The organism is Limnohabitans sp. YIMB22184 (genome assembly GCF_048020265.1).
GTDB lineage: Bacteria > Pseudomonadota > Gammaproteobacteria > Burkholderiales > Burkholderiaceae_C > Limnohabitans_A.
The window spans coordinates 2,851,161-2,871,869 of the sequence record NZ_CP171843.1 but is presented as its reverse complement, the minus strand read 5'-3'; the positions used below and the strand labels follow the sequence as shown (position 1 = coordinate 2,871,869).

Genomic DNA, 20,709 nt, shown 5'->3' with positions numbered 1-20,709 from the left:
GTTCACTTGCCTCCAAACATGCGCTTGAAAAAACTGGGCTTGACGGCTTCTGTGAAACGCATGGGTTTGTCTTCGCCCAGGAAGCGGTCAATCACATCCTTGTAAGCCTCGGACACGTCGGTCTCGTTCATGTGAATGGCAGGCGTACCTTGATTGGAAGCCTGCAGCACATTGTCACTTTCAGGAATCACGCCCAACAACTTGATGCGCAAGATGTCTTGGATGTCTTGCAAGGACAACATCTGACCGTCTTCTACCCGATTGGGGTTGTAACGTGTGATGAGCAGATGCTCCTTGATGGGCTCCAGGCCTTCAATGGCACGTTTGGTCTTGCTGCCCAGCATGCCGAGAATGCGGTCCGAATCGCGCACCGAAGACACCTCGGGGTTGGTCACTACCAGGGCTTCGTCGGCAAAGTGCATGGCCATCAAGGCACCGGTTTCGATACCCGCAGGGGAATCACAGACGATGTACTCAAAACCCATGTCGTTCAGATCGTTCAGAACTTTCTCAACGCCTTCTTGTGACAAAGCGTCCTTGTCACGGGTTTGAGAGGCGGCCAGCACAAACAGATTCGGACACTGCTTGTCCTTGATGAGGGCTTGGTTCAGATTGGCCTCGCCTTGAATCACATTGATCAGGTCATACACCACGCGGCGCTCACAACCCATGATCAGGTCCAAATTGCGTAAACCGACATCAAAGTCAATGACAGCAGTTTTGAAGCCTTTGAGTGCCAGACCGGTGGCGAAACTGGCGCTGGTGGTGGTTTTGCCCACACCACCTTTGCCAGAGGTCACAACGACGATTTTTGCCATGGAATTTTCTTTCTTGAACTGAGATGAGGAACAACGGTCAGGGCTTGAGCGGCGTGATCAGCAATTTGTCGCCATCAGAGCCCGATTGCAAACAAACCTGGGCAGGCATACCCAATACTTCTGAAGGTAAAGCGTTTTCGCTGGTGCGGTAAACACCTGCAATTGAAATGAGTTCGGGCTCCATGGCCAAAGCAAAAATGCGTGCCTCGGTATTACCCCGAGCGCCTGCGATGGCTTTGCCACGCAAAGTCGCATAAATGTGAATATTGCCATCAGAAATCACTTCCGCGCCGGGATTCACCATCGCCATGACCACCAGGTCACGGCCTTTGGCATAGACCTGTTGGCCTGAACGCAAAGGCTTGTCGACGACCATGGCCCCTTGCGGCACCACCACAGGCGCAACAAGCGCCTGCACAGGTGTCGGGGCGGGGTGGGGTGGCAAAACCTCAACAAGAGGCACAGAGCGCCGTATGCGCGCATCAGAGGCATCCACTAATCCTGCCATCTTGGCTTGCGTCAAAACAGTGCCTTCAGCACCTTTGACCGCCAAAGGCATCAATGCGTGCATTTTGAGCACGCGAATGAGATCAGGGAAATCAATGGAAAAACCTTCTGCCTGGGTGCCCAGGTTTGTCAAATCAATGATGACAGGATCTTGGTCGAAGAAATCAGGACTCTCGGCCAGTTGCTCGCTCAAAGCACTGGACACCGCTTGCGTATCCGTGGTTTTCAGCAGCAAAGCCACCATGGACAGGTCAGCGCTTTTGATGTCGTAACAGGGTAGACGTGGTTCTTCTGAAACGATTGCCATGGTGCCGAAGGGTTTGAAAGTGTCAAATCTTAACAGTGCTGTTGTTCTGTCTTATCTCTCTATAGTTTTATATCTTTAAATAGCAGTAGTAGGTAAGCACAGGGCTGTTCTGTGGATAAGCAAATTTTCTCCATTAAAAACAGCAACTTGCGTGTTTTTCAAGCCTGTGCGTGGGTGTGCTTTTGAACTGTCTTGTCAAAATGAACAACTTTGCCCAAGTTGATCAGCCTGTGGATAAGTGCTGTGTTGCTCTTTTCTTATCCACAGACTTGTACCAAAAGCACACTTAGCTGCTGATCACCCATTGGATGACGCCTTTGGCGACAAAACCCAACATGCCAAAAGCCAGTCCCAAAAACAGCACAAAGGTTCCAAACTTGCCTGCTTTGGACTCCCAAGCCAGCTGAATGATGATGAACAGCATGTACAACATGAAGGTACCGACACCGATGGTCAGGCCAAACCACGCAAATTGTTCTTCGCTGAAGCCGAACATCACTGTTCACCCTGCTTGGACAGGCGTTCGGGCAAATCCGACACGTCCACCATGTGCCGATAGGCATGCCAGCTGCCATGACCCAGCATGGGTACCACCAAGATCAGGCCCAACAGCAGGGAAAAAATGCCCAGCAAACTGAAACCCAAGATCAAGAAGGCCCAAAAAGTCATTTGAAAGGGATGGGTCAACACTGCCTTCCAACTGGTCAGTACCGCTTGCAAGACCGTGACGCGGCGGTCCAGCAGCAAGGGCATTGAAATCACACTGGAAGCGAACACAGGCACAGCCATCATGCCGCCCAGGCCCACCCACAACTCGAACAAATACCCATCCTCGGCCAGCACCACATGGCGGACAAAGTCCATCGGTGTGTGAATGGGGGCTGGCGCCAGCAAAGTGATCAGGGCAGATGAGGTGATGACCCAACCGGTCGCGGCCAGGCCCAACAGCAAACCAAACCGGATCAAGCTCCAGTAACTGTCTGGCTCGTGGCGCAGGCGCAGCTGCCATTGCGTCCAGGTTTTCAGCAACAATTGAAAATCAACCGTTTCACCCCTCTCCATGGCCCGACTCATGGCGTAGAGGCTGGTGGCCAACACAGGTGCCACCACCATAAAACCCGACAAAGAACCCACCAACAACCAGAAATGGTCGTGTGCGACCCAGGCGATACAGCTGCCCATAAAGGTCAAAATCAGGCCGTGCATCGTGCTCAGTAAGGGGGCTCGTGCCAAATCCTTGAATCCCAAAGCCAGCCATTGCATGGGCTGATCTTTCAAGAGGGGCAAGATGGGCGGTAGAAAAAGCCCAGAACGGGTCGTGGAGCTTTGCGTGGGCGTGTGATTGGGCATGGACTCAGCTTACTTGTCCTTGAGAGAAGCAGCCTTGACTTGCGTCAAATTCACAAAACCCAAAAAAAGGCCACTGTCAAAGTGGCCTTGCTTGATAGTCAGGAATCAGGTCAGTTTAATGGTGACCATGGTGGCTGGTTTCACGGCCCATTTTGTGCCCCATGCCTTGCATGAGCCGTGCTGTTTCTGCATCAAACACTTTTTTCTGACCTGCATTGAGTGAGGCATAAAAAATCTTCGCAGCTTCGGCTCGTTTTTGCATTTCGGCATCACGGGCCGCTTTGTGCGCTTGCATTTGGTTAATGCGCTCGGGGGTGGTCAGCTTTTGCATCGAAACATGGTCCGGATGCACTCTGGTTTGGCTTGACATCTGCATGCTTTGCGAAAAAGCCATCCAGGCATTTTCTTGGCCTGCTTCGAGATTGAGCTTGCCTTTGAGTTCGCTCAAGTGCTGTGCGTGTCGCTCACCTATTTTGGTGCGCATTTGTGCCATCTGTTGGGCGCGTGGACTTTCTGTTTTGGCGTCGGGTATCGCTTGTGCCAAAACCAGGCCCGAGAGACTGGCCAACAAAGCGCTGGCGATGAGTGTGTGGCGGATCGATTTCATGGAGAACATCCTTTCAGTGATGGAACGCATCCAGTGTGGTCGCCAGATGTGTCTGTGTTGTGCAGCGCTTGCAGCGATTTGTAAAGTTCGGTGAACAAGCCGGGGCAATAATCAGACGATGACTCGGTAGCCCTCATCGGAGATGGCTTTGGCCAACGCATCCCGGCTTTTTTCAGAGTCCACTTCGACCTTGTTTTGTGTGCGGTCAATCAAGATCTTGGCCCCGGCGTCCAAAGACAACAAGGCCTTGGTCACGGCTTTTTCGCAATGGCCGCAGGTCATGCCCTCAACGGTGAAAATTTGGTTCATGATGTCTCTTTCAAGAATGCCCCTATGGGTATGTTCAAAGCATAGCCTCAAACCACTTCATTGACATGACACAGATCAAGACCGAAGCCCACAACAGCGGCACCGTTCACGACATTGGCATCGGTGGCATGACGTGTGCATCGTGTGTGGTACGGGTTGAAAAAGCACTCTTGAAAGTCTCGGGGGTGGAGAGCGCCACTGTAAATTTGGCCACCGAATCGGCGCGCATTGTTGTGCATTCATCCGAGACGGGGGATGCGATTTTGCGCAGGGCGATTCGCGATGCGGGCTACGAGCCCCTTATGCCCAGCGAACGTGAAGAAAGCAATCACGCTTCGCCCTGGACAGGTTTTTCACCTGTGGCATGGGGCTTGGTGTTGTCAACGCCTTTGGTGCTGCCGATGGTGGGCAGTTTGTGGGGCCAGCACTGGATGCTGCCCGCGTGGGTGCAGTTTGCTCTGGCTACCCCGGTGCAGTTCATTTTGGGAGCACGCTTTTACAAAGCCGGCTGGCACGCGCTCAAAGCCTTGACGGGCAATATGGATTTGTTGGTCGCATTGGGCACCAGCGCTGGGTGGATGCTGTCGGTCTGGCTGTGGTTGACCGCACACTCAGGCCATGAACCTCATTTGTACTTTGAAGGCTCGGCCGTGGTCATCACCTTGGTGATGTTGGGCAAATGGCTGGAGACCCGCGCCAAACGCCAAACGACCGAGGCCATTCGGGCGCTGCACGCGCTGCGGCCTGACAAGGCCCATTGGCTCAGCACTGACGGTGAAATCGACGTGCCTGTCGCAGAAATTCTGGTGAACGACCGCATCGTGGTTCGTCCGGGTGAGCGCTTTCCGCTGGACGGCGAATTGGTCGAAGGCCAAACACAGGTGGACGAGTCCATGCTGACAGGTGAGCCTTTGCCCGTGAACAAGGGGGTGGGGACACGCTTGACGGGAGGCTCTATCAACGGCGACGGCCGCGTGGTGATGCGTGTCACGGCGGTGGGACACGAAACGGTGCTCTCGCACATCATCCGTTTGGTGGAAGACGCGCAGGCCGCCAAAGCCCCGATTCAACGTCTGGTCGACAAAGTGTCCGAAATCTTTGTGCCCGTCGTGCTGGTGGTGGCCGTCGTCACGCTGGCGGTGTGGGTGCTTCAAGGCGCAGGCTTCGAGACGGCGTTGATCCATGCGGTGGCGGTGTTGGTGATCGCCTGCCCCTGTGCATTGGGTTTGGCCACGCCCGTGGCCATCATGGCGGGAACGGGCGTGGCGGCCAAAAACGGCATCTTGATCAAGGACGTCCAAGCCTTGGAATGGGCCCACAAGGTGCAAACCGTGGCCTTTGACAAAACAGGCACGCTCACCGTAGGACAACCCCGACTGGTGCGCCATGTGGTGGCACCGGGGCAGGACGAGGTTTTGGCCTTGACCTGGGCCGCGAGTGTGCAAAGCGGCAGCGAGCATCCCTTGGCCCGTGCGGTGGTGACCATGGCGACGACTCAAAACCTGAAACTGCTGGAACCCGAAAACCTCACAGCAGTGCCTGGCCGTGGCGTGCAGGCCACATTGGGCGGACGCCAGATGATGCTGGGCAGCCTGCGCTGGTTGCAAGATGAAGGCATGGACAGCAGCATCTGGGCGCAAGACATACAAGCCTTGCTGGGCCAGGGTGCAACGTTGTCCGCCTTGGCAGAACGCACGCCATCGGGTGTGCAAGGCCTTTTGCTGATGGCCTTTGGCGATGAACCTAAAGCAGGTGCAGCCCAAGCGTTGATGGCTTTGCGCGAAAGGGGTTTGAAACTGGTGATGATTTCAGGCGACAACCAGGCCGCGGCCGAAGTCATGGCACGCCGTCTGGGCCTGCGACCAGAAGATGGTGAAGTCTTGGCCAATGTGTTGCCTGGCGACAAGGCCGCCCAGGTTCAACAACTGCGCGCAGGCGGACGTGTGGTGGCGATGGTGGGTGATGGCGTGAACGACGCGCCGGCATTGGCCGCTGCCGATGTGGGCATGGCCATGGGCAATGGCACCGACGTGGCCATGCACGCGGCAGGCATCACCCTCATGCGTGGCGATGTGGCGCTGGTAGGTGCTGCGCTCGACATCTCGGCACGCACCGTGGCCAAGATCCGGCAAAACCTGTTTTGGGCCTTCGCCTACAACGTGGCGGGCATTCCATTGGCCGCCTTGGGCTACCTGAACCCGGTGATTGCGGGTGGGGCCATGGCGCTCAGCTCGGTCAGCGTGATGAGCAACGCCTTGCTGCTCAAGCGCTGGAAGCCCTGAAATCTGTTTCTTTATTTTGGGGGAGGCCGCTCCTGCGGCTGAATGTCTGCAAAGCCAAATTGCCCGTTCTTGACATGTGTCATGGTGCACTTGGGCACCAACCGGCAAACTGAAAGCCTTCAGAACCCGGAAATTATTTTCATGACACAGCACAGCGCGCTTCAAATCATTCGTGACGAACATGCCTCCTTGGCGGCCATGCTCCAGTCCATGCGCATGATGGTCCAACGCGGACCTGCAGACGACCGACGCAAATTTTTTGACGTGCTGCGTGCCATGCTGTTTTACATCGACGAATTCCCAGAGCGCTTGCACCACCCCAAGGAATCGAACCTCTTGTTCCCTAAAGTCGTGAAGCTGGCCCCCAAGGTGATGGGTGCCATCGACAAGCTGGAGCGTGATCACATGAGCAGCGAAAAAGCAGCCCGTGACCTGCAGCACTTGTTGCTGGCGTGGGAGCTGCTGGGCGCGGGCCGACGCGAGGCGTTCGAAGAAGCATTTGAAAAATACGTCAGCTTCTATCTGGAGCACATGAACCTGGAAGAGTCCGTGATCTTGCCCGAGGCGCAGCGTTGTTTTTCAGAAGACGATTGGCGCGTGCTGGACGCAGCGTTTGCCGAAAACGCTGACCCGCTCACAGGCCATTACCCACCCACCCAGGAATTTGAAAAATTGTTCAGCCTCATCGTGACCCGGGCACCTTCGCCCATTGGTCTGGGTTGAGTCTTCACACAACCGTCAATCTTGTGACAAGCGCGGGTAATCCGTATAGCCTGTGTCGTCACCGCCATAAAAGGTCTTGCGGTCAGGGGTGTTGAATGGGCCACCTTGCTTGAGTCGTGCGCCCAGATCCGGGTTGGCAATGAAGGGGCGGCCAAATGCCACCAGATCGGCACCTTGGGCCAGCGCTTGCTCGGCCATTGTTAAATCGTAGCCATTGTTGAGCATCCAGGCGCCCTGACCGTTGGCCGCGGTGTAAGCCTGGCGCAGCGCGGCGTAATCAAAAGCCTGCGCACCTTGTTGGTGGTCGCGAGGCCCACCGGTCGAGCCTTCGATCACGTGCACATAGGCCAGCCCCATCGAGCCCAGCAAACGGACCACGTGTTCAAACAAGGGTTGAGGCAGGTCGTCGCTGGCATCGTTGGCGGGTGTGACAGGAGACAGGCGAATGCCTGTGCGATGGCCGCCAATTTCTGCCACCACGGCGCTCATCACTTCGTGCAGAAAACGGGCACGGTTTTCAATGCTGCCGCCGTAAGCATCGCTGCGCAGGTTGCTGCCCGAGCGCAAGAACTGGTCGATCAGGTAACCGTTGGCCGCGTGCACTTCCACGCCATCAAAACCGGCCGCGACGGCATTGGCGGCGGCGCGGCGGTAATCTTGCACGATGCCGGGCAATTCTGCGGCGTCCAGCGCACGGGGCGTGGAGGTGTCCATGAATTGGGCTTGGCCGTCGACCAGCAGCACTGTTTTGGTTTTGGCCGTGATGGCCGAAGGCGCCACTGGCGCCGCACCCTCGGGCTGCAAGCTGGTGTGCGACACCCGGCCCACATGCCACAGCTGCACCACGATCTTGCCGCCCTCGGCGTGTACGGCGTCTGTCACTTGCTTCCAAGAGGCAACTTGTTCCGCGCTCCAGATGCCGGGCACATCGGCATAACCTTGGCCCTGGTGGCTGATGGCCGTGGCCTCGGTGATGATCAGGCCCGCACCTGTGACCGGGTTGGCGCGTTGGCGGTAATAGTTGGCCATGCGTGCGTTGGCCAGTGCGCCTGGGGCGCGGTTGCGGGTGAGTGGGGCCATCACGATGCGTGAGGCCAAAGCGATGCTGCCGACGTGGCAGGGTTCAAACAAAGAAGTCATGTGTACCAGACAGAATAAAAATGTGAGAGGACGGGGTCAAACGTCATAGCCCGGGCATTCCCGTTGGAGCTTGCGCAGCAAGGATGGCCAGACGAATGCACCGCCCAAGCCACCCGTTTGCACGCGCATGGCGTTGGCCACGCCATCCAGAATTTGAGGGTTTACAGCCGTGAGGTCTTTGGGGCCCGCTTGCCCGGCCAGCGCGTCGACCTGAATCCGGCAGGTGTTTTCAAACGTGTACATCGACAGGAATGCATCGGCAATGGTTTTGCCCACGGTGAGCAAGCCGTGGTTGCGCAGCACCAGGTAATTGGCCGAACCCAGATCGGCTTGCAGACGCAGTTTTTCATCGTCGCGGATGGCCACGCCTTCGTAGCCGTGGTAGGCCAGTGAAGCCAGCACAAAGGTGCTTTGTTGGCTGATGGGCAACACGCCGTGCGCCTGGGCGCTCACAGCCACGCCTGCGCGGGTGTGGGTGTGCAACACGCAGCCGGCATCGGGTCTGGCTTCGTGCACCGCGCTATGGATCACAAAGCCGGCCGGATTCACCGGAAAGGGGCTGTCGTGCAGCTTGTTGCACTGCATGTCCACCTTCACCAGGCTGGACGCGGTGATCTCGTCAAACATCAGGCCGTAGGGGTTGATCAGAAACTGGTGCGCATCACCCGCCACCGAGTGCGGCAGCTTGGCGCTGATGTGGGTGAACACCAGATCGCTCCAGCCGTACAGCGCCACCAGCCGGTAACACGCGGCCAAGTCCAGTCGCAGCTGCCATTCGTCGGGGTGAACGCTGTCTTTCAAAGAAGGAATTTCAAACGCCATGGCTGTGCTCCGAAAGTCAAAAATTTCAGCTTACCCATGAACCGTCGGCGCTCATGACGTCTTGGTGACTGGGGCACCAGCGCCGCTTCAGGCATCCGGGAGAGTGAGCTGTTCAAGCCGGGTGAGGTAAATCCGTGCAAACTGACCCTGATCGTCCAGCGGACCACACATCTCCACATTGGCTTGCAGTTGCCCACACACGGCAGGCCGCTCGGGCTGGCCAAATATTTTGCAGCGCAGCTGCTCGTCGAGCTGAATGCAAGGCACGCCTGCGGGTTTGCCCCCCGGCATGCCGGGGATGGGCGAGGAGATGGACGGCGCCGTGCAGCAGGCGGCGCAACCGGGTCGGCAGTTCAGACTCATCGGGGCCACAGCGCCCACAGTTGCAGGGGCTGCTTCATGCGCCCTGCCAGCTCACCCGCTGCCGGGCCGGAGCCTGCGTAGTAATCGGCCCGCACCGCGCCCACAATGGCGGTCCCAGTGTCTTGGGCCAACACCAGGCGGTCAAGCCGGGTTTGCGGGCCGCTGGATTTGAGCCACACGGGGGTGCCATAGGGAATGCTGCTGCGGTCCACCGCGATGGAGCGCTCTGCGGTCAAGGGCACGCCCTGCGCACCCTTGGGGCCTGGCGGCACAGTGCCGACAGGCAAGGCTTCTTCCTTGAAAAAAACCACACGGGGGTTTTGCCACAGCAACTCGTTCACACGCGAGGGGTTGCGCTCTATCCATGATTTGATGCCGGGCCACGAGGCGTCGCGAATCAGGTTTTGGTCCAGCAGCCAGCGGCCAATGCTTTTGTAGGGCTGCTCGTTGGTGCCCGCAAACGCCAGCCGCACCATGCGTTGCCTGCCATCGGGTTCGCGCACATTGATCAGGCCTGAGCCCTGGATGTGCAGCACCATGGCGTCGACCGGGTCGGCCAGGTACACCAATGCCTTGCTGCGCAGTGCGGCGCGAGCCGCAGGCAGGGTGTCGATTTCTTGTCGGGTGTACCAGGGCTTGCGTTGGTTCAGGTCGGCAGGCGGGCCATAGAGCGGCACGTCAAAGCCGGGGCGTGCGCGGCGTTCGGCATTCAAGACAGGCTCGTAATAAGCCGTTAACAAGCCCTCGCTTTGCTGGGTGTGTGACTCCACGCGGTAGGGCTGCAATTTCTCGCGCAGCCATTGGCGTTGCGTTTGCACAGGTGCCTGTGCCAGTTGCCGAACTTCCGGGCACAGCGTAGCCCAGGCGGGACTGGGGCGGGTGCAGCTTTGCACCCATGCAGGCCAGGCTTCGTGCACCGCGTCTTGTTCCAGTCCGGGCAGTTCGGACCAGGGCACCGGAACCCAGCGGCTTTTGGCTTGCATGATCACGGGGGGCAGCGGCGTCACATCCGCAGTGGGTGGCGTGGCCAATGGGCCGCTTGGGCTGGGCTCATCCATCACGGGGGCGACCGAGCAAGCGGTCAGGCTGCCTACAATCGCAGCCAACAGCCAGCGGGCACTCGCGCGGCGAACATTTAAAAACGGGAACTTGATCATGGCGCTTATTTTGCTGGAAGCCTTGTTGGCCCTGGTGCTCTTCGTCGTGATTGTGTGGTGGACCATGTTTTCCGGCCGAAACAAGGGCGAATTGCCGACGGCCGACAAAAAAGCACAAGACGATCAAAAGCCCTGATTGGGACGTTGACGAGAGGGGCTCAGTCCAGCAGCGTTCCGGCGCCTTCAAAACGCTGGGCGTAATAGCGGTTGCTCAGCTGGTCCATGCGCACGCCGGTGCGGGGATTGCTGGCATGCACAAAGCGGCCGCCACCCACATAAATGCCCACATGCGAATGCCGCGCTCCCAAGGTGTTGAAGAACACCAGATCACCCGGCTGAATGCGGGTGCGGTCGATGGGCCGTGACTTTTGGCCCAAATCGGCCGATGTGCCCTTGACGGGCAAACCCGCCGCTTCCCGGAAAACGTGCGACACGAGGCCTGAACAGTCAAACCCCGTGGCAGGTCCTCGGCCGCCCCAGCTGTAAGGCGTGTCCAGCAAGGACATGGCAAACAGGGCCAGGTCATTGCGTTTGGGGTGGTAATCCGGGGTCGCAGCCGTCTGGGGGTCAGACGAAAGCTCTGGCCCATGGGCGGGCGCTGTCTGCTTGTTTGTCAGCACAGGGGCAGACGAGCAGCCCACCACAAGCAGAGCCAGACCGGTGAGCAGAGTGCTCAGGCCCGTGCGCACGAAGGTGTGGAAGGCTCGGCTTGTGTCCGTGGACTGGCTCATGTCAATGTTCGCATCAGGTTGGCCAATTCGACGGCCGACTTGACCTCCATCTTGTCGAAAACGCGCGAGCGGTGTACTTCGACCGTGCGCACGCTGATGTCGAGTTGGTCGGCGATCAGTTTGTTGGGCAGCCCTTCCACGACCAGGCGCATCACATCGCGTTCCCGGTCGGTCAATTCGCCCAGGCGCGATTGTAAAAAGATCTGTTGGGTGCGTGCCTGCAAGCGGTCTTGGGACAAGCGCAAGGCCTGTTCCACCCGATCGACCAGAGCGTTGTCTGAAAAGGGTTTTTCACAAAAATCAAAGGCACCGCGTTTGACGCTGTCCACCGCAGTGGGTACATCCGCATGGCCGGTCAGGAAGATCACTGGCCAAGCCTGGGCGATGCCGCTGGCTTGCAGGTGTTCAAACAAGGCCAGGCCACTCATGCCCGGCATGCGCACATCCAGCAAGATACACCCGGCCTGCTGGGGCAGGGGTGTGGCGTTGGCTTGTGAAGCGGCCGCCTCCAGCATCTCCAAAAAGGCTTCGGCGCTGTCGTAGGACTCGCTGAGCAAGCGCCTTGTGCGCAGCAACCAGGCCATGCCTTCGCGCACGCTGATGTCGTCGTCGACGATGTAGACCATGCTGTCAAAAGGGGGTTGCATGGCGCGATTTTAGGCGGTGTGCGCGGCCGGGCCGCTCACTGTGGGCAGCGTGAAGCGGAACACGGTTCCCTTGGGGCTGTGGGGCTCAAACTCCAGCTGTCCCCCATGCTGCTCCACCACGGTGCGGCACAGACTCAGGCCCAGGCCCATGCCTTCGGGCTTGGTGGTGAAGAAAGGGTTGAACAGTTGGGCCGCCACATCGGGCGCAATGCCTGCACCCAGGTCGGTCACAGAAAACGCCACGCCCGCTTGTTCTTGTTTGGGCGTGGCCAGTTGCACCTGCAGCACCAGCACCCTGTCACGGCAGTGTGGCAAATCCATGGCCTGCATGCCGTTGCGTGCCAGGTTGAGCAGAACTTGCTCGACCATGGTGCGGTCGCACCACACAGCAGGCAGTCGGGCGTCCACCCGCATGTGCACGCGCACCTGCAGTTTGCGTGCTTGCAAGTTGACCAGCGGGGCGATGGCGTCCAGTAAAGCCTGGGGTTGTACGGCTTCACGCGCTTGGTCGCGACGGCGCACAAAGTCGTGCACGCTGTTGATGACGCGCCCGGCCCGCTCGGCCTGTTCGGCGATGCGGCGCAGGGCCATGTGCACGTCGTCCAGGGTTTGCGGTTCGGCCTGCGGGTCCTTGAGCAGGTTGAGCGAGCCGTTGGCATAACTGGCGATCGCGGCCAAAGGCTGGTTCAGCTCATGGCTGAGCAAGGACGCCATTTCGCCCACGGTGGCCAGACGTGCCGTGGCTTGCAGGCGGTCCTGGCTTGCCCGCGAGAGTTCTTCGATGCGTCGCTGCTCGCTGATGTCGATGACCGCGCCCATCCAGCCGGTCTGTTCGCCCTGCACGCTGATTAGGGGGGCCTCGATGATGAGCACTGGAAAGCGGGTGCCGTCCTGGCGCATGAAGACCGATTCAAAACCCTCTCTGGGTGATGCATTGCCCGCCATGCGGATGGCCTGACGCTGCTGGTATTCGTCCACCATTTCGGGGGGCCAATAAGGCATGGGGGCGTTCTGGCCGATCAGGGCATTGGCCTCCCAGCCCACCATTTGGCAAAACGCGGGGTTCACATAGGTGATGCGGCCTTGCAGATCGCGTGCACGCAAGCCCGTGACCAAGGAGTCTTCCATGGCTTTGCGAAAAGCCAGCGCGTCGGCCAGATCGCGTTCGGCCTTCAGACGCCTGCGGGCGTCTTTGGTCAGCAACACCATCACCGTGATCAGCGCGATCGACATGCCCGTGACCAAGGCCGTGAGCACATTCGGGAACAGGTCCGGCTCGCCCCGCCGGCCATCCATGCGCAGCAGCAAGGTGTTGCCCGGCAAATCCACCAATTGCTGGCTGGTGAACACCCGCCGCTCACGGCGTTGCGCACCGGCAATGGCCAGTCGTGTGCCATCCGGTTCGATGAAAGACAATTCGTTCCTGCGCCCAAAGGTGCTGCCCAGGCGCTCAGTCAGCAGCTCTTGCAGGCTGTAGGTCACGACCGTGAAACCCACCCATTCGCCGTTTTGCGTGACGGGCAGACACAACTCCATGACTTCGATGCCCAGACCGTTGCTTTGCGGCAAAAAATAGGTGCTGGAGTAAGCGGGGCCGTTCAGGCGCCTGGCCCGTTGGCAGGCCTGGTTGGCTTCGTTTAGGACTTCGTTGCGCGAAATGCGCTCAAACGCGGGCGCACGCAAGGGCGAATCGGCAAACGCTTGCAATTGCCAGGTTTTGTCGCGCCACTCCACGCGCAACCAGTCCCGGTTGTCGCGCAACAAACCCAAAGCTTCGGGCAGCCAGTTGGCCGGCGCGAAATGGCCCGATTGCAAGGCCTGCAATGCCTGCACCTGCCTGGACAAGCTGCTGCGCAAATCACCTACCGCATCGGCGGTGTCGCGCTCCAGCTCGGCCTGCACCTGGCTGGCTTCGTAGCGGCCGGCCAACCACACCAGGGTGGCCAGCACGGCCAGCACCAGGGCGATCAGCGCTGCCCACAAGGAGCGTCGCCCGGACCCCCAGGGCAAGGCCTTGTCGAGCTGGGCACTGATCCGGTTCAGTTGTCTTTGCCATGCGGCCATCAGGCCAGGTGCGCCGCGCATTGTCATCGGGCTTCAGGGGAGGTGTTGCTTCCAGCCGGGCTCTTGCCATCGGCTGTGCCGTTGATTTTGGTGACCCGAGGGTCGGCCCAGCTGCCGTCGATCAGGAATTCCTGGGTGTTGGCTTTGATCAAGGGATTTTGCAAGAACAGCTGCGCCAGAAAAGCCGTCAGGCCCACCACGGGGTTGACGGCGATGCCCGCCACCAGGGAGGCCGTGCCCGCATCAAGCGCCGGCAAAATCACCACCCGCAGCTTTTGGGTTTCCTGGGCGATGTCAGCCGAGCCGTCGAGCTGGACCAGCGCGTTCACACCTTTGATTTGCATGTTGCGCGTGTAGGCGATGCCCTGTGAGATGCTGACGTCGCCACGCACCGAGTCAAAGGCAAAGCCTTCGTAAAAGACATCGCGAAAATCCAGCAGCAAGCGTCGCGGCAACGCTTGCAGGCTCAAGACCCCTAGCAACTTGGCAGCCCCTGCATCGGCTTTGAGGAACTGGCCACGGCCCATCTTGACCGCAAATTGGCCGGACATGCTGGGGTAATGCAGCGCCAGTGGCGAGCCTTGCCAGTTCACCGCCCCTTCGAGTTGGCCTGTGCCGCCGCGCAAGGCGTTGGGCGTGCCCAGGCGCGTCAGCAAAGCCCCGGCGTCTGAAATGTCCAGCTTGAAATTCATTTCGGTCTTGCGCTGCTGACCACCTTCGGCCATGGTCAGCCAGCGCCCGGTGCTACGCAAGCTGGCCTCGGGGACGGTGATGTTGAATTTGTTCAGCTGCCACTCGGGGCTGGCTTTGATTCGGGTTTTGGGCTGCTCGGTGTTGAGGGCTTCGATTTCGATGCGGCCGAGCTTTTTTCCGCGCAGCTCCAGCTGTTCGACCACGATGTCCAGAGAGGGCAGGTTGACCGGGGGGGCTTCGAGCAGACCTTCCACTTCGGCCACGCTGGAGGGAGGCAAATTCAGACGCGACAGGCGTGCAAACAGGTGGCCTAATTGATCGCCGGTGGGTTGGCGGTACAGCACGTGGCCGTTGAGCTCTCTGGCATCGACATTGACCCGCCATGTGTTCCCCTCGCGCACGCCGCCTGCCGCCACTTGGTGCAATGTGCGGCCATCGGCGGTGAGTGTGTTGGCCTGCAGGCCAATACGTGTGGGTCCGTAGGCTGGCCAGGCCGTTTTGCCTGGGGCGTTTGGGCTCGCGGCGTTCAGTTCAGTGGGCAACAGGCTTTGCCATTCGTCGACCGCAAAACGGTCGAGGGTCACCGCAGCGGTGACGCCTGTGGCGGGCAGTGCCGGGGCTTGTGAGGCCGGCAGGCCCAGGGTCAGGCTGCCGCGCAGGACCACAGGCTCTGGGCCCGACAAATCACGCACATAAAGGGCCGAGGCCACACTGCCCCATTCCAGTTGCAGTTGGTCTCGCAAGGTGCTGCCAGTACCTTGTACCCGCGTGCGCAAAGAAACCGGCATGCTGGCATTTGCCACCTTGCCCAGCGGGGCGGGCAGTTTCAAGGCCAGGCCGTCGAGCTGGCTTTGAAAGGTGAATTCAGGTTGTCCTTGTCGCCAGCCCAGCTGTGCGCTGTAACTGGTGGCACCCGTGGCGTGTTGGGCCCAAGCGTTGAGCGGGCTGATTTCTTTGGCTTGGCGAATCCCTTCGGCCGTGATCTGGCCTTGGGCACGCAATTGCAATGCGCTCTCGGTGCTGGCTGTGCCAGCGCTCGGACGCGTGCCGCCCTCGATTCGAACTGGCCCACCCAACAGACGCCCTTGCGTGCCGCTCAGGCTGAAACCGGTTTCGCTGAACTGCACCGTGCCTTGGAGCTTTTCCAGCAGGGGTGAGTCGGGCGTCATGCGCACATCGTTGCCGCCCAGTATCACGGTGCCTTGCAGCTTGGTGTTTTGGGGGGTGAGCAGCGGCACGGCCAATTTGAAGCGGGTCTGAACATTGCCCGTGGCCTGGGTTTGGCGCAAAGCGCCCGAGAGCATGGCGTCCAGAGGTGATTTCTGCACCAGGGTCAGCACCTGTGCAGCGGGCCCTTTGTTCTCGGCCGAAACGTTCAGCACAGGGGTGTTCAACATGTCGGCGATGTCCACCTGGCCTGCGGTCAAGAGGAGACCCGTTCGGGGGTCGCCTGCGCGGGCGCTGGCGTCGCTCAGCTTCATGCCCAGGTGGTCAAAGACGAGTTGGCCACTCAATTTGTGCAACCGTGGCCAGGGCAGGGTTTTGGGGGGCAGCAGGGCCGCAGGCAGGTAATCGAGCTCTACGTCCTGGACGCGTCCGGCAAACCTGAAGTCGCCGTCCTTGGAGGTGGCAAAGGGCAGCTTGGCCAGATCGCCCTTGATCTTGACTTGCACGTCCGAATAGATCCCCTTGGCCACCGCGTCCCGCACGTACTGGCGCACGTTCGCGGGCAGTGACAGCGGCAGGTAGCGGTGCGCCTGCGCCGCGTTGGCCTGCTTGATCTTGCCTTGCAGGTCCAGCGTGCCGGGGCCTTGGCCTTGGGGGGCGGGGTTCCATTGGCCTTGCCATTGGCCTTGCAGGTCCGCGTTGGTCAGCTCAAGTTTCCAGTCGGGCACGCGCCACTGTGAGTTCTCGCGTTTGAAAACCGCTTGCGCATGCAAAGACTGCACACGCACCTCGGCGTCCTCCAGGATGCCCGGCAAAAACACGGCCCCGTCAGCACCCATGTTCAGTTCAAGTCGCCCGCCGTCCTGGTTCAATTTCAGTTGGGCTTGCGCGCCTTGTACGCCAGGCCAGCGCGATTGGTTTTCGCCTTGGCGTGTGGTCGGCGGTGGCAGTGACAACTTCTGCAAGGTGACTTGTCCGTCATAGCGCTGTGGCGATTGCCAATCGCCTTGCCAACGCCACTGCAACGCGTCGACTTCGCCGCTGACGGTTTGCTGTTGCAGGCGTTGACGCCATACGGCTGGCAAAGGCGTGCGCAAGGCCACTTCGCGCAGCGCCAACAGGTCCAGATGGTCGGCTTGCAGTTGACCGCTGGCTGCGTTTTTGCCGAGAGGGTAGGTGTAGGTCAGCGAGGCATTGCCGCCGGGCCAGGCCAGGCCTTGGTCGCTCACAAAGGCCAGGTGTTGCGTCGAGACTTCGAAGCCCAGTGGACTGACCCGGCCGCTCAAACGACCCGATAAACGCTCAAAGGCCAGCGGTGTCTCGTCTTGCGCCCAGCGGGTTTGCAGCTCGGTCAGGTCGACATCGGCCACGCCGCCAGCCCACTGGCCGTTGCTCACGTCGTTCCACAGACGCAAGCTGCCTTGGCCCGATGTCACCTTCACGCCTGCCGGCATGTAAGGGCTCAGTTGCGCCACATCCATTTGGGGAAAGTAACTGTAGAGCTGACCGGTCCAGTCGGCCCACCGACCCGGATGGATCGACAAGAGGTTGCGCTTGAAGCGGCCCACCGTGACAAAGCGTTGACCCCAGTCGTCGGGTGGGGTGGCGTCCAGGCGAACATCGTGGTGTCTGGCCGAATTGCGCAGCACCAGGTCCAACTCGCGCAAAGACAGTGTGACCGAAACCGGCTCTGTTTGCGCCGCATCTGGCGTTGCGCCCTCGCGGGTCCAATGCAGCGTGCCGCCACGTACAATGACTTCGCGTTGCGCGAACAGCCAATCGGCCGCGGCGTTGTCGCCGCCCTTTTGAGTCGTCCAATCGAGCCCGGCCACGCGCCAGCGTCCATTGGCCATCTGCCGGACATCGAGCTCTGGGCCATCCAGCACCAGTTGTTCCAGTTTCAAGCCCAGCACCGAGCGCACGCTGATCGCGACCATGACCTTGGGCAGTCGCAAGGCGGTGCGTCCCTCGGGGTCGAGCAGTTCGATGTTGCGCAACTCAAACGAGGGGACCCAGCCCGTTGATTCGGCCGAGATTTCACCAATCCGCACTGGAACCCCGATGGTTTTCTGGGCCAAGCGCTCCAGCGCGGGACGGTGCGTGTCGATTCGCGGCACAATCCAAAAATGCAAGGCAGTCCAAGCCATGCCCAATGAAACGCCCAGCACCAACAGGACCCAGGCCATGATCCGCATCAAGCGGGACAGCACTAGGGTCAGGCGGGGGAAAGTGGGCAAAGACGGCACAAACATTTGAATCAGAAAGTCAGCAGGAATTATGACCCGCAGCCAGCCCATGGACGAGGTACCCGCCGCAAATGATGTCAGTCCGCTCGATTTGTCCTTGTATTCACGTTTTCTGCAGCGCTTGCACCGCCGCTACGGCGCAGAGTTGCTTCTTTTGCCGCCTGGCCCCCCCACCCGTGAAAGCCTGAGTGCCGCCTATGCCGCTTTGCAGGCCAAGGGGCTGGACACCAGCGCGGCTTTGCGCGTGTTGCGTCAGCTCACCCTGGAGCGTTTGGCTTGTCTGGATTGCAGCCGCCAAGGCGATTTGGCGGTGGTCACGCATGGCATGACCTGGCTGGCCGAAGTGAGTCTGGACATCGCCTGGCAGCAGGTGGTGGCCGACCTGGACGGCCTGCACGGTGCCCCCACCAAGGCCAACGGTGAGCGGGCCGAGATGTGGATCATCGGCATGGGCAAACTGGGCGCCCGTGAGCTGAACGTGTCGAGCGACATTGACCTGATTTATGTTTATGACGAAGACGGCCAGACACTGGGCAACAGCGAAGGCCGCAACAAGGTCTCGTGCCAGGAGTACTTCACCCGCGCGGTCAAGCGCATGTATGCCTTGATCGGCGACACCACCGAGCACGGCTTCGTGTTCCGGGTGGACTTGGCCCTGCGCCCCAACGGCAACTCCGGCCCCAGCGTGGTCTCACTCGATGCGCTGGAAGAGTATTTGCTGGTGCAAGGCCGTGAGTGGGAGCGCTTTGCCTGGATGAAAAGCCGCGTGGTCGCGCCCCGCAGCGCGGTGGTTAACGGCTCGGCCCAGGCGCTGCGCGGTGTGGTGTTGCCTTTTGTGTTCCGCCGCTACCTCGACTACAACGTGTTCGAGTCGTTGCGTACTTTGCATCAGCAAATCCGCGACCACGCCTCCAAGCGAAGCGCGGGTCACCCCGAACGCGCCAATGATGTGAAACTCTCGCGTGGCGGTATCCGCGAGATCGAATTCACGGTGCAGTTGTTGCAGGTGGTGCGCGGCGGGCAGTTTCCTGAGCTGCGTACCCGCCCCACTTTGGACGCGTTGCAGCGTGTGGCCAAGGCCGGTCTCATGCCGCAGGCCACGGCCGATGCCTTGGGCGCGGCTTATGTGTTTTTGCGCCAGGTGGAGCACCGCATCCAGTACCTCGATGACCAGCAAACCCACGTGTTGCCAACCCGTGACGACGATTTAGCCTGGATCGCGCAGACCTTGGGTCACGCCACAGTCGGGGATTTTTTGAGTGAACTGGATGCGCACCGCGAGGTGGTGGCGCAGGAGTTCGACACCTTGCTGGGCGGTGATCGTGAATGCAAGGGCTGCAACGGCAAGAACGGTAAAAACAACCGTGAGCATGCCGAACTTGATGCCGTGCTGGGTGACTTCAGCGGTCCGGTGCGCGAGCGGCTGGCCTTGTGGGCCGATAACCCGCGTGTGCAATCCCTGCGCGACGACGCCCGGGGTCGCCTGATGCGCCTGCTGCAACGCACCGCCCAATGGTTGGATGTCGGGCGTGTTAGCGAGGAAGCCGTGTTGCGCATGGTCGACTGGATTGAGCCCCTGCTGCGACGCGAAAGTTACCTGGCCCTCATGCTCGAGCGTCCCTCGGTGCACGAACGCCTGCTGCGCTTGCTGGGCGCGGCCAAGTGGCCGGCCCGTTACCTGCTGCAACACCCGGGCGTGATTGACGAGTTGGCCGGGGGTAACCTGTTTGACAGCCGTTTTGATGCCGCCGAATTCGAGAGCGAGCTGCAGGCCCGCTTGGTGGCGCTGCAGCGCACGGGCGAAGACGACGAGGAAAGCCTGCTGAATTTGCTGCGCCGTGCCCACCACGCCGAGCAGTTCCGCACCCTGGCGCGCGATGTGGAGGGCGTGCTCACGGTGGAGCAAGTGGCCGACGACCTGAGCGCTTTGGCCGATGCTGTGCTGCGCGTGACGGCCCGTTGGTGCTGGAGCCGCCTGAAAACCCGCCACCGCGAGGAGCCAGCCATTGCCATCATCGGCTACGGCAAGTTGGGTGGTAAAGAGTTGGGCTACGGCAGCGACCTGGACATCGTGTTCGTCTACGAAGACGAGGACGAACGCGCACAGGAAATCTACGCCGCCTATGTGCGCAAACTCATCAACTGGATGACGGTGAAAACCGCCGATGGCGACCTCTACGAGATCGACACAGCGCTCAGGCCCAACGGCAATTCGGGCCTGTTGGTCACGCGCTTTGAAGCTTATGCCGACTACCAGCAGCAGCGCGGCAGCAACACCGCCTGGACCTGGGAGCACCAGGCCATGACCCGCGCCCGCTTTGTCATGGGTTTGCCAGACTTGGCCCCTCGCTTCGATGCGGTGCGTCACGCCGTCATCAGCGCGCCGCGTGATGCGGTCAGCCTCAAGGCCGAAATCGTGGCCATGCGCGACAAAGTGCGCCAGGGCCATCCGGTCAAAGCCGAGCGCTTTGATGTGAAGCACAGCCCCGGCGGCATGGTGGACGCCGAGTTTGCGGTGCAGTACCTGGTGCTGCTGCACACCGCCGCCCACACCGAGCTGGCCGACAACGTGGGCAACATTGCCTTGTTGATCCGTGCCGAGGCCGCGGGCTTGCTGCCGCTGGGCATGGGACAGGCTGCCGCGAATGCCTACCGCGAAATGCGCCGTGTGCAGCACCGCGCCCGTTTGAACGAAGAGCCCACTGATGTGCCGCTTGATCAGTTGGCGGCCGAGCGAGAGGCGGTTCTGGCGCTGTGGCAATCCGTCATGCACTGA

At 60.3% G+C, this 20,709-nt stretch carries 18 protein-coding genes; 4 read left to right on the top strand and 14 right to left on the bottom strand.

What is annotated here, in order from left to right:
• Positions 1 to 2: 2 nt before the first annotated feature.
• The 6 genes from minD to ACHEXL_RS13315 all read right to left on the bottom strand — a co-directional run bounded on the left by minD (position 3) and on the right by ACHEXL_RS13315 (position 3,898).
• Positions 3 to 818: a septum site-determining protein MinD gene (gene minD / locus ACHEXL_RS13340; protein WP_416559887.1), complete on the bottom strand. Its 816-nt coding sequence runs from the start codon at positions 816 to 818 to the stop codon at positions 3 to 5.
• Positions 819 to 855: 37 nt separating this feature from the next.
• The gene (gene minC, locus ACHEXL_RS13335; RefSeq protein ID WP_416559886.1) at positions 856 to 1,632 is read right to left on the bottom strand and encodes a septum site-determining protein MinC; all 777 of its coding nucleotides are present in this window, start codon (positions 1,630 to 1,632) and stop codon (positions 856 to 858) included.
• Between the two features lie 286 nt (positions 1,633 to 1,918).
• Positions 1,919 to 2,128 (bottom strand): DUF2788 domain-containing protein, encoded by a 210-nt coding sequence (locus ACHEXL_RS13330; protein WP_416559885.1) that lies wholly within the window; start codon positions 2,126 to 2,128, stop codon positions 1,919 to 1,921.
• A complete protein-coding gene (locus ACHEXL_RS13325; protein WP_416559884.1) occupies positions 2,128 to 2,895 on the bottom strand; it encodes a DUF2189 domain-containing protein in 768 nt (255 codons plus the stop codon). The genes ACHEXL_RS13330 and ACHEXL_RS13325 overlap by 1 nt, the downstream gene beginning before the upstream one ends.
• A gap of 202 nt (positions 2,896 to 3,097) precedes the next feature.
• Positions 3,098 to 3,589, bottom strand: a complete 492-nt coding sequence (locus ACHEXL_RS13320; protein WP_416559883.1) for a Spy/CpxP family protein refolding chaperone — start codon at positions 3,587 to 3,589, stop codon at positions 3,098 to 3,100.
• Between the two features lie 111 nt (positions 3,590 to 3,700).
• Entirely contained in the window at positions 3,701 to 3,898 is a 198-nt protein-coding gene (locus ACHEXL_RS13315; protein WP_416559882.1) for a heavy-metal-associated domain-containing protein, read from the bottom strand.
• 65 nt (positions 3,899 to 3,963) lie between these two features.
• Here ACHEXL_RS13315 and ACHEXL_RS13310 point away from each other — a divergent pair, with 65 nt between their 5' ends.
• Both ACHEXL_RS13310 and ACHEXL_RS13305 read left to right on the top strand, forming a co-directional pair.
• Positions 3,964 to 6,180, top strand: coding sequence for a heavy metal translocating P-type ATPase (locus ACHEXL_RS13310; protein ID WP_416559881.1), 2,217 nt, complete (start codon positions 3,964 to 3,966; stop codon positions 6,178 to 6,180).
• A gap of 141 nt (positions 6,181 to 6,321) precedes the next feature.
• Positions 6,322 to 6,903 carry a hemerythrin domain-containing protein gene (locus ACHEXL_RS13305; protein ID WP_416559880.1) on the top strand — a complete coding sequence of 194 codons (582 nt, stop codon included), beginning with the start codon at positions 6,322 to 6,324 and terminating at the stop codon, positions 6,901 to 6,903.
• 15 nt (positions 6,904 to 6,918) lie between these two features.
• Here the strand turns inward: ACHEXL_RS13305 and ACHEXL_RS13300 are convergent, their stop codons facing one another.
• The 4 genes from ACHEXL_RS13300 to ACHEXL_RS13285 form a co-directional block, all read right to left on the bottom strand.
• Positions 6,919 to 8,043 carry an alkene reductase gene (locus ACHEXL_RS13300; protein ID WP_416559879.1) on the bottom strand — a complete coding sequence of 375 codons (1,125 nt, stop codon included), beginning with the start codon at positions 8,041 to 8,043 and terminating at the stop codon, positions 6,919 to 6,921.
• Positions 8,044 to 8,079: 36 nt separating this feature from the next.
• Positions 8,080 to 8,865: a class II aldolase/adducin family protein gene (locus ACHEXL_RS13295; RefSeq protein ID WP_416559878.1), complete on the bottom strand. Its 786-nt coding sequence runs from the start codon at positions 8,863 to 8,865 to the stop codon at positions 8,080 to 8,082.
• Between the two features lie 87 nt (positions 8,866 to 8,952).
• Positions 8,953 to 9,228 carry a YkgJ family cysteine cluster protein gene (locus tag ACHEXL_RS13290; protein ID WP_416559877.1) on the bottom strand — a complete coding sequence of 92 codons (276 nt, stop codon included), beginning with the start codon at positions 9,226 to 9,228 and terminating at the stop codon, positions 8,953 to 8,955.
• Entirely contained in the window at positions 9,225 to 10,385 is a 1,161-nt protein-coding gene (locus ACHEXL_RS13285) for a murein transglycosylase A (RefSeq protein WP_416559876.1), read from the bottom strand. The genes ACHEXL_RS13290 and ACHEXL_RS13285 overlap by 4 nt, the downstream gene beginning before the upstream one ends.
• Here ACHEXL_RS13285 and ACHEXL_RS13280 point away from each other — a divergent pair.
• Positions 10,384 to 10,521, top strand: a complete 138-nt coding sequence (locus tag ACHEXL_RS13280) for a hypothetical protein (protein ID WP_416559875.1) — start codon at positions 10,384 to 10,386, stop codon at positions 10,519 to 10,521. The two genes, ACHEXL_RS13285 and ACHEXL_RS13280, sit on opposite strands and share 2 nt — an antisense overlap.
• 22 nt (positions 10,522 to 10,543) lie before the next feature.
• Here ACHEXL_RS13280 and ACHEXL_RS13275 read toward each other — a convergent pair whose 3' ends face one another.
• Genes ACHEXL_RS13275 through ACHEXL_RS13260 form a run of 4 tightly spaced genes read right to left on the bottom strand, consistent with a single transcriptional unit; the run spans position 10,544 to position 17,939 of the window.
• Positions 10,544 to 11,116, bottom strand: a complete 573-nt coding sequence (locus tag ACHEXL_RS13275; RefSeq protein WP_416559874.1) for a C40 family peptidase — start codon at positions 11,114 to 11,116, stop codon at positions 10,544 to 10,546.
• Positions 11,113 to 11,763, bottom strand: a complete 651-nt coding sequence (locus tag ACHEXL_RS13270) for a response regulator transcription factor (protein WP_416559873.1) — start codon at positions 11,761 to 11,763, stop codon at positions 11,113 to 11,115. Before ACHEXL_RS13270 ends, ACHEXL_RS13275 begins: the two co-directional genes overlap by 4 nt.
• A gap of 9 nt (positions 11,764 to 11,772) precedes the next feature.
• Complete coding sequence (locus ACHEXL_RS13265; RefSeq protein ID WP_416559872.1) at positions 11,773 to 13,848, bottom strand: sensor histidine kinase; 2,076 nt, start codon at positions 13,846 to 13,848, stop codon at positions 11,773 to 11,775.
• A 2-nt stretch (positions 13,849 to 13,850) separates the two neighbouring features.
• Positions 13,851 to 17,939: a YhdP family protein gene (locus ACHEXL_RS13260; protein WP_416559871.1), complete on the bottom strand. Its 4,089-nt coding sequence runs from the start codon at positions 17,937 to 17,939 to the stop codon at positions 13,851 to 13,853.
• A gap of 25 nt (positions 17,940 to 17,964) precedes the next feature.
• On the opposite strand from ACHEXL_RS13260, the gene glnE reads away from it, so the two are divergent.
• A complete protein-coding gene (gene glnE, locus ACHEXL_RS13255) occupies positions 17,965 to 20,709 on the top strand; it encodes a bifunctional [glutamate--ammonia ligase]-adenylyl-L-tyrosine phosphorylase/[glutamate--ammonia-ligase] adenylyltransferase (RefSeq protein WP_416559870.1) in 2,745 nt (914 codons plus the stop codon).